Genomic DNA, 7,209 nt, shown 5'->3' with positions numbered 1-7,209 from the left:
TGAACGTCTAGCCCCGCGCATCTTTCTAAAATCGCCTCCATCCACATCACCCCTGGAATCAGTTTGACGCAGGTCATGTACCCTCAAGTAAAAGGATTTTTATACACGTGCTCATAGCAACAATTGGCGGTACTCGTGGGATACAATCGGCCGGTTTGGGACTCAGAGTATGTCCTACCAAAAAAGCCTCGGCCTGTGACCTGCACTTCCATTATGGAAGACACAGATTCACAAGCCAAGACATTTTCATTCATGATGGTGGCCGTCAGGCCATGTTAGTTTGGGACAGCCCCTTCGTTTAAAAAAATATATTCACAGGCATTTTCAGAATCACATTCATTTAATCAGTAATTTTTTTAAGCTCAAAAATAGTTGCCTCTGATAATAAGATAAGCCTATCGTTATTAACAGCTAAAAAGCTTAAACCTACAGGTATGCTCATTTTTGTAGAAGGGTCACTTATATCTATTGCCTTTACCTCATCATTTATATTTAAGTCTGGGATATCTATTTTATACAGTCTATAAAAAGAGGTAGAGTTATAGCATGTCGCTATATTCTGATATAATGGATTTTTTAGTTCATATTGATAAACACTATAGTTTTTAAGTCCTTTTGATGAAAAAAAGTCTTTTTTGATTATAATTTCATCTCCAATAAACTTTTGCCCTGTGGGATATTCAGACGCATCATTATATGAATTGGCAAATCCCAAAAGCTTCTCAACTTTCCAAGTTCCATAGAAATATTTTTCAGTTTCACTATCCAAGCTTATACGGTCTACAGTACAATATTCAGATTTGTTTTTTGGAATAATAGCCTCCTCAGTTTCAGGTGTAGGCTCACTAGAAGTATTCGGATTTGATGTCGTTTCAACATTTCCACAAGCCGATGCTAGCATCAACATGATCAGAATAGAAGCCAATAATGCTTTTTTCATATCTCACACTCCTATTATAAAGCGATGCTATCGCATGTTTACTCGCTTGCTAACTGAATTAATCCCCGTTATGGATTGAAAATCAGTTTTGCCTCAGTATTTTGTTCCGGTTGAGTTGTTACTTTCATCTACCCAGCAGAAATTATATCAGAGCAATTGAAGCCATGAATGACATAAAATTAACATTATTTATGTATAAGGTTAACTTTATGTTATCTAAGTACTCCGGCCATGAAAGCCGCAAGTCATTAGAGGTGTATTCAAAGATCGCCATTACCGAAGCACAAAGCGAGTACAACGAGGTTATCGATAAATCCCCAATCCAACACAAAAAAAGAAAAACCCAAAGGTGGGCTTTTCTTAAAACTTCATATGTAGGAACCTGTAACCTTTGTCCCCATTATCTCTCCAGTTCCAGTTGTCCGGACTCTAGTCTTTTGAAAAAATCGATTTTTTGATCGACTTTTTCTAACCTCAGATCCAGTTCCTTCCTTTGCTCGATAACTGTCCCGCGATAATTTTCAATAAATTCACGTCTTGCCGTTATGGTTGAGACCCCGCTCTTTTTTACAGCCATTAACTTCTGAATCTCCCGTACAGGCATTCCCATGGACCGAAAGTAATGTAAAGCCTTAAACCATACAATATCGGCTTGGGAATACAGGCGATATCCATTGTCATCCCTTTCTATCCCGTCAATTAATCCGATTTGTTCATAATATCGCAGGGTGTGGATGCTTAGTCCCGTCTCTTCAGCAACTTGTTTGCTCGAAAATTTGTTCTCCATACTTTTATTGTAGCATGGGTTTTAGCCCTATTGCTATCGAGTGCACTCTATACTTTATCATTTCAATTGACAGTATTTATTTTCATTTAGGAGGAATTCCCTATGCGTGTTTTTGTGACCGGAGCAACAGGTTTCATCGGTTCTGCAGTCATCCCTGAACTCATCGGCGCCGGGCATCAGGTCGTCGGACTTGCCCGGACGGACAAGGCTGCCGCTGCATTGTCGGCGGCTGGTGCGGAAGTGCATCACGGCGGACTCGACGACCTGGAGAGTCTGCGCAGCGGCGCCGCTACAGCAGACGGCGTTATTCATCTTGCTTACAAGCATGACTTCTCGGACTATGCCGGTGCCGTCGCTACCGATCTTCGTGCCGTCGAGACGATCGGAGCAGCTCTTGAGGGCTCCGGCAAGCCGTTTGTCATCACCTCAGGAACAATGATCCTCTCCATGCTGCTCCCGCCGGGACAAACCGGAACAGAAGAAACTGTGGCCCGCGCCGAATTGCCCCGGGGCGGATCAGAATGCTTGGCCATGGCACTGGCTGAACGCGGAGTGCGGGCTTCAGTCGTCCGTCTCTCACCATCCGTGCATGGAGAGAGAGACAAGGGCTTCGTCCCTGCACTGATTGCCATTGCCCGTGACAAGGGGGTGTCCGCTTACATCGGAGACGGCACAAACCGCTGGCCAGCGGTACACCGGCTGGACGCGGCGCGGCTCTTCCGGCTGGCGCTGGAACAAGCCCCGGCAGGATCACGTCTGCACGGGGCCGGAGAGGAAGGGGTTCCTTTCCGTGATATCGCCGGTGTCATCGGCCGCCACCTGAACCTGCCTGTGGTCAGCATCCCGCCGGAGGAGGCAAATGCACACTTCGGATTTCTCGGCGCTTTTGCCGGGCGTGATAACCCGACATCGAGCCTGCTGACCCAAGAACGCCTGAACTGGCGGCCAGAACATCACGGTCTGATCGCAGATCTTGAAGAAGGCCACTATTTCAACAACTGAACAGTTTACTTAAACGGATAGATTATTTAAATAAAACAGCGGCAGTCTGGGAGCTATCTTTCGCCTCCTGGACTGCCGCTGTTCCTGCTATTAAGACTCATCAAACCCTTTATTTTCAACCCTTTACTCTCAGCGTACCTGCCGTCTAGGTTTCACTGTTACTCAGCCTATCCCGCATCTCCGCATAAGCCTCCGGGGTGCCGACATCGTCAATCGTGCCCTCCGTATAGTAAGCCCGTATCTCCTGACGGGAGTGCAGCCATGCAGGAAAATAACTCGGCGCATCCGGGTTGCCCCCTTCGGCGAGATAACGGGAGAATAGCGGCAGCGTAGACCGCTTATAGATATAGAGTGCAAATACGCCAATGTTCGTTCGGGGCGATTGCGGCTTTTCTTCCAAAGAAAGGACCCGCATCTCTGCATCCAGCTCAGCCACGCCAACACTGCGAAGCTCCCGGATATCGTCCACCGTCCGGACCAGAATACAGTCTTTGTCCACCTGATGAAAATAATTCAGATACCCCTCAAGGCCAAATCCGAGCACATTATCACCCGCCAGAACTAGAAGATCCTCCGACAATTGTTCCCGGTCGATCACAAACTGGATATCGCCAATCGCTCCTAACCGTCCTTCTGGTGAAGAAGTGCCGTCATTCAGAACACGAATCGGCTTCGTTCCCCTATACTGCAGATGCCACTGTTCAAAAGCACGGAAGAAGCGTTCATTCGTCACAATCAGAATCTCCGTAATTTCCTCCAGAACCTCCAGACGGTCCATCAGCAAATCCAGAATCGTCCGGCTTCCTTGAACCGGCAGCAGCGGCTTCGGCGTATCTTTCGTTAACGGGTAGAGCCGGGTTGCATACCCCGCAGCCAAGATCAATGCGATCATTCCTGTTCGCTCCTCTGCTGGACCAATTGTGCTGCAAACAGCGATTGGGACAGCAACACCATAGTTTGCTTGTATACGGCATGGGCCGCTTCGGCACCGCCAAGGAACCCTCCAATATACAGGTGGATTACGCCGTGCAGCGAAGCCCATATGATGCTGACAAGGGTTCCTGTCTCTTCCCGGTCCGAAATCTGTCCTTGCTGCTGGGCGGTGCTGATTAGGTTCAACAAGCGGCTCATGGCTGTCATCGTCCCTTGCATACTCTCTGCATCCGGCTTGAATTCGGCAAAAGCCCCTCCAAACATCAGCTTGTAGTAGCTGGTATGATCCTGCCCGAACTGCCAGAAGGCTTCGCCTAATTCCAGCAAATGCTGCAAGAGGTCAGAGGACAGCGGCACTTCTTCAAACCCCTGGGCGAGCAATTTACAGCCCTCCAGATACAGTTGCTGGGCCAGCCCCTCTTTATTGACGAACAAACTGTAAATGATCTTGGTGGAGCAGCCCATTCTTTCCGACACTTTACGCACAGTGACTGCTTCAGGCCCTTCTTCCTGCAAAATGTCCGCAGCCGCATCCACCACAAGCTTACGGAGATTCTCTGTATTTTGCAGACGAGCCTCCTGATATGTTTTCTGTACCCGCCCTGTGGATGATGAGGGCTTGTCTTCGTTATGGATGAATATCACCTCATTCGGATGTTATGTTGTTGACCGGAAACATAGTTACTGCGTTCTACCAGGCATTCTAACCATTTGCAGGAGGGTTGTCAATTGATCCAGAAGTTTAAAAAAAGATTTGACACAGATGATCCTTTGGGTTACGATGATTCACATCGGTAACAGTGTTACCACAACAAAACATCGTAATTAAAGGGGCGAAACTTATGAATATTAAAGGAAAGTGGTCACTGATCACCGGGGCCTCTTCGGGCATCGGAGAACAGTTCGCCAGACAACTGGCCAAGGAAGGAAGTCATCTGGTGCTTGTAGCCAGATCCAAAGGCAAACTTGATACGCTTGCCGCCGAATTGACCCGAAGCTATGGGGTCCAGACGCAAGTCATTCCCCTGGATCTATCTGTCAAAGGTGCTGCCGGAGAATTGTACCAGAAGTGCCTGCAGCTCAACCTGGTAATTGATCTGTTGGTCAACAATGCGGGGTTTGCCACCCACGGTCTGTTCGAGCAAGTCTCCGGCGAGCGCCAGCATGAGGAAGTGATGCTTAATGTCGCCGCTGTAGTGGATATGACTCATTTGTTCCTTCCGGGGATGCTGCACAGGGGTGCCGGGGCTGTTATCAATGTATCGTCTACCGCAGGCTTTCAGCCGCTGCCTTATATGGCCGTCTACGGCGCGACCAAAGCTTTTGTCTTGTCCTTTACCGATGCCCTGTGGTGGGAGAATCGTGATCGTGGCGTTCAATTCTTTGCCCTGTGCCCAGGCTCGACGGATACGAATTTCTTCAATGTCGTTGGCTCGGAGGATGCTTCTGTCGGTGCGAAGGACACGCCGGAGCGTGTAGTAGCAGTCACACTCCGCGCTATGAAAAAAGGAAAACAGTACGTTGTTCCGGGATTCCAGAATTATCTGGGCGCCCAGATTTCCCGCTTCATGACCCGCAGACAGAGTCTGCGGCTAGTTGGGGGCATGCTTCGCCCCAAGAAACAATAAGGAGGATTAATAATGTCCACAGAACCAAAGCAACGCAAACGTTCAACACGTCAAAGGGTCGGCAGATGGAGCTTGGCCCTGCTCGGGGTTATTGTGCTGGGAATCGCTGTTTTTCTGCTGATACCTGCTCCGGTAGATCCCGCTGTATGGTCTGCGCCCGCCGCCCCTTCTTTTGAGAAAGACGGTCCCTGGAAAGAAAACAGCAAGCTCAGCTCGGCAGAGCTGGTTACGGACCGCGCCAAGTCCCCGGAATTCATTACTTTTGATGCACAAGGAAGGCTATATACGGGGGACTCCGACGGCAAAATTTACAGAGTAGCCTTTGACACGGCAGGTAAAGCGCAGCCGGCTGAAGTGTTCGCCGATACCCATGGAACCGCTAACGGACTGAAATTCGACGCAGCGGGGAATCTGATTGTAGCAGATATTCAGAAAGGGCTGCTGTCGATTGACCCGGAGGGAAAAGTTGAAGTGCTGACCAATCAAGTGGAGGGTGGACCCATCTACCTGGCGAACGAGCTGGATATTGCGCAGGACGGATCGATCTATTTCTCGGATACCTCTAACTATGGCAAGGTCATGTTCAAAGAAATTGCCGAGAACAAACCGCATGGACGCTTACTGAAATATGATCCGCAGACCAAGCAGACGACTGTTTTACTTGAGGACTTATATTTTGCCAATGGGGTAGCCTTGTCTGCCGGAGAAGATTTCGTGCTCGTGGCCGAATCGTATCATTATCAGCTGACCCGATACTGGCTGAAGGGGGCCAAGCAGGGCACCTCGGATATTTTTGCCGATAATATTGCTGGATTCCCGGACAACATCACACGTGATGCGCAGGGACATTTCTGGGTAGGGGTATTCACAACCCGTTTGCCTTTTGCCGATTACATGCACAGTCATCCCTGGTTAGCAGCTACAATGTCCAAAGTTCCACAATCCTTGTTAAATGGAGCCAGTGCGCCGGTGAAGCATGGACTGGTCGCGGAATATGGACCCGAAGGGGAGCTTGTGAATAGCTGGCATGATCCTAAAGGTACATTGTATGGCATCACCACTGCCGTAAGCCAGGGCGGATATTTATATCTCGGAACCGCACCGGGAGGAAGCCAGGGCGTTCATCGGGTGCTTATGAATCCGTAAGCTAGCCTTCATGTTTATATTCATCCACCCCGCCGTAACTTCAAGGCAAGCCAAACAGCAGCTCACTCCGTACAGGAGGAGCTGCTGTTTGGTATTGGGGGGCATTTTCTTGCAACCCTTCAAACGCTACGCGCGTGGGCGATACGCCACACCATCGATCTGAACCTTAAGTCCATCCGGCCCGCCGACATGCGCGAACTCCGTGGAGATCGTTTTCCGCGCCGGATACTTTCCTTGGAATCTGCGCTGGAACACCTGCTCCATCACCGGAATATCCCACACATCCCGCAGCAAAATATCCACCTTGACCACATCCGCCAGCGTTAACCCCACCTGCTGCAAGCGGTCGCTCATATGATCCAGCGCACCTTCCACCTGCTCTTCCACCGTCCCCCCCACATTGCCTACACAGAAGCTGAGGAAAATAAAATCCCCCGCCTCCACAAATCCTGAATACGCATACTCCTCATTCACATCATGTCTAACGATCTCGCCCATGCCTGTGCTCGTCTCCTTATCAGTTCAAGATACTTTCATTATAGAGGGGAAACCGGACAGCTGTATGTCGTGGTTTGGGAGGGAGTACCCTGAAGCGATTCCTGAAATCTAAGTCTTTTCTGATTACATCCATCCTGTTTAGCCTGTTGTTCATTGTGAATATAGTATCCACCCCCGACAGCACGTCATCGGACATTGTACTCAGTATGACCAAATGTATATTGGCGGGTGTGCTTAGCGGCTTTATTTTTGGCGGAATAATCTTTCTTTTGCTG

At 49.2% G+C, this 7,209-nt stretch carries 8 protein-coding genes and 1 pseudogene; 3 read left to right on the top strand and 6 right to left on the bottom strand.

What is annotated here, in order from left to right; genetic code table 11:
• Positions 1 to 340: 340 nt before the first annotated feature.
• The 3 genes and pseudogenes from A3849_RS09635 to A3849_RS33520 form a co-directional block, all read right to left on the bottom strand.
• Positions 341 to 940 carry a hypothetical protein gene (locus tag A3849_RS09635; RefSeq protein WP_074111196.1) on the bottom strand — a complete coding sequence of 200 codons (600 nt, stop codon included), beginning with the start codon at positions 938 to 940 and terminating at the stop codon, positions 341 to 343.
• A 400-nt stretch (positions 941 to 1,340) separates the two neighbouring features.
• Positions 1,341 to 1,517, bottom strand: coding sequence for a MerR family transcriptional regulator (locus tag A3849_RS33525; RefSeq protein WP_256700717.1), 177 nt, complete (start codon positions 1,515 to 1,517; stop codon positions 1,341 to 1,343).
• A gap of 6 nt (positions 1,518 to 1,523) precedes the next feature.
• A pseudogene (locus A3849_RS33520) lies at positions 1,524 to 1,727 on the bottom strand (MerR family transcriptional regulator); the annotation flags it as partial.
• A gap of 102 nt (positions 1,728 to 1,829) precedes the next feature.
• Here A3849_RS33520 and A3849_RS09620 point away from each other — a divergent pair.
• On the top strand, positions 1,830 to 2,729 hold the full coding sequence (locus A3849_RS09620) for an SDR family oxidoreductase (RefSeq protein WP_074111194.1): 900 nt from the start codon (positions 1,830 to 1,832) through the stop codon (positions 2,727 to 2,729).
• 145 nt (positions 2,730 to 2,874) lie between these two features.
• Here A3849_RS09620 and A3849_RS09615 read toward each other — a convergent pair whose 3' ends face one another.
• Together A3849_RS09615 and A3849_RS09610 are read right to left on the bottom strand one after the other, a co-directional pair.
• A complete protein-coding gene (locus A3849_RS09615) occupies positions 2,875 to 3,621 on the bottom strand; it encodes a sugar phosphate nucleotidyltransferase (protein WP_074111193.1) in 747 nt (248 codons plus the stop codon).
• A complete protein-coding gene (locus A3849_RS09610; RefSeq protein ID WP_256700715.1) occupies positions 3,618 to 4,307 on the bottom strand; it encodes a TetR/AcrR family transcriptional regulator in 690 nt (229 codons plus the stop codon). Before A3849_RS09610 ends, A3849_RS09615 begins: the two co-directional genes overlap by 4 nt.
• Positions 4,308 to 4,504: 197 nt before the next feature.
• Between A3849_RS09610 and A3849_RS09605 the strand changes: the two genes are divergently transcribed.
• Positions 4,505 to 5,290 carry an SDR family NAD(P)-dependent oxidoreductase gene (locus A3849_RS09605; RefSeq protein ID WP_074111192.1) on the top strand — a complete coding sequence of 262 codons (786 nt, stop codon included), beginning with the start codon at positions 4,505 to 4,507 and terminating at the stop codon, positions 5,288 to 5,290.
• Between the two features lie 12 nt (positions 5,291 to 5,302).
• Positions 5,303 to 6,436, top strand: a complete 1,134-nt coding sequence (locus A3849_RS09600; RefSeq protein ID WP_074111191.1) for an SMP-30/gluconolactonase/LRE family protein — start codon at positions 5,303 to 5,305, stop codon at positions 6,434 to 6,436.
• Between the two features lie 126 nt (positions 6,437 to 6,562).
• Here the strand turns inward: A3849_RS09600 and A3849_RS09595 are convergent, their stop codons facing one another.
• Positions 6,563 to 6,934 (bottom strand): RidA family protein, encoded by a 372-nt coding sequence (locus A3849_RS09595; RefSeq protein WP_074100075.1) that lies wholly within the window; start codon positions 6,932 to 6,934, stop codon positions 6,563 to 6,565.
• Positions 6,935 to 7,209: the final 275 nt, after the last annotated feature.

Source organism: Paenibacillus sp. P46E (assembly GCF_001909095.1).
Classification (GTDB): domain Bacteria; phylum Bacillota; class Bacilli; order Paenibacillales; family Paenibacillaceae; genus Paenibacillus_AQ; species Paenibacillus_AQ helianthi.
This window is presented reverse-complemented; position numbering and strand designations above follow the sequence as displayed.

What these genes read in the sequence shown, in the direction of transcription:
- A3849_RS09635 (WP_074111196.1), bottom strand. Translation starts at nt 940, where the DNA reads ATGAAAAAAGCATTATTGGCTTCTATTCTGATCATGTTGATGCTAGCA.
- A3849_RS33525 (WP_256700717.1), bottom strand. Translation starts at nt 1,517, where the DNA reads ATGGCTGTAAAAAAGAGCGGGGTCTCAACCATAACGGCAAGACGTGAA.
- A3849_RS09620 (WP_074111194.1), top strand. Translation starts at nt 1,830, where the DNA reads ATGCGTGTTTTTGTGACCGGAGCAACAGGTTTCATCGGTTCTGCAGTC.
- A3849_RS09615 (WP_074111193.1), bottom strand. Translation starts at nt 3,621, where the DNA reads ATGATCGCATTGATCTTGGCTGCGGGGTATGCAACCCGGCTCTACCCG.
- A3849_RS09605 (WP_074111192.1), top strand. Translation starts at nt 4,505, where the DNA reads ATGAATATTAAAGGAAAGTGGTCACTGATCACCGGGGCCTCTTCGGGC.
- A3849_RS09600 (WP_074111191.1), top strand. Translation starts at nt 5,303, where the DNA reads ATGTCCACAGAACCAAAGCAACGCAAACGTTCAACACGTCAAAGGGTC.
- A3849_RS09595 (WP_074100075.1), bottom strand. Translation starts at nt 6,934, where the DNA reads ATGGGCGAGATCGTTAGACATGATGTGAATGAGGAGTATGCGTATTCA.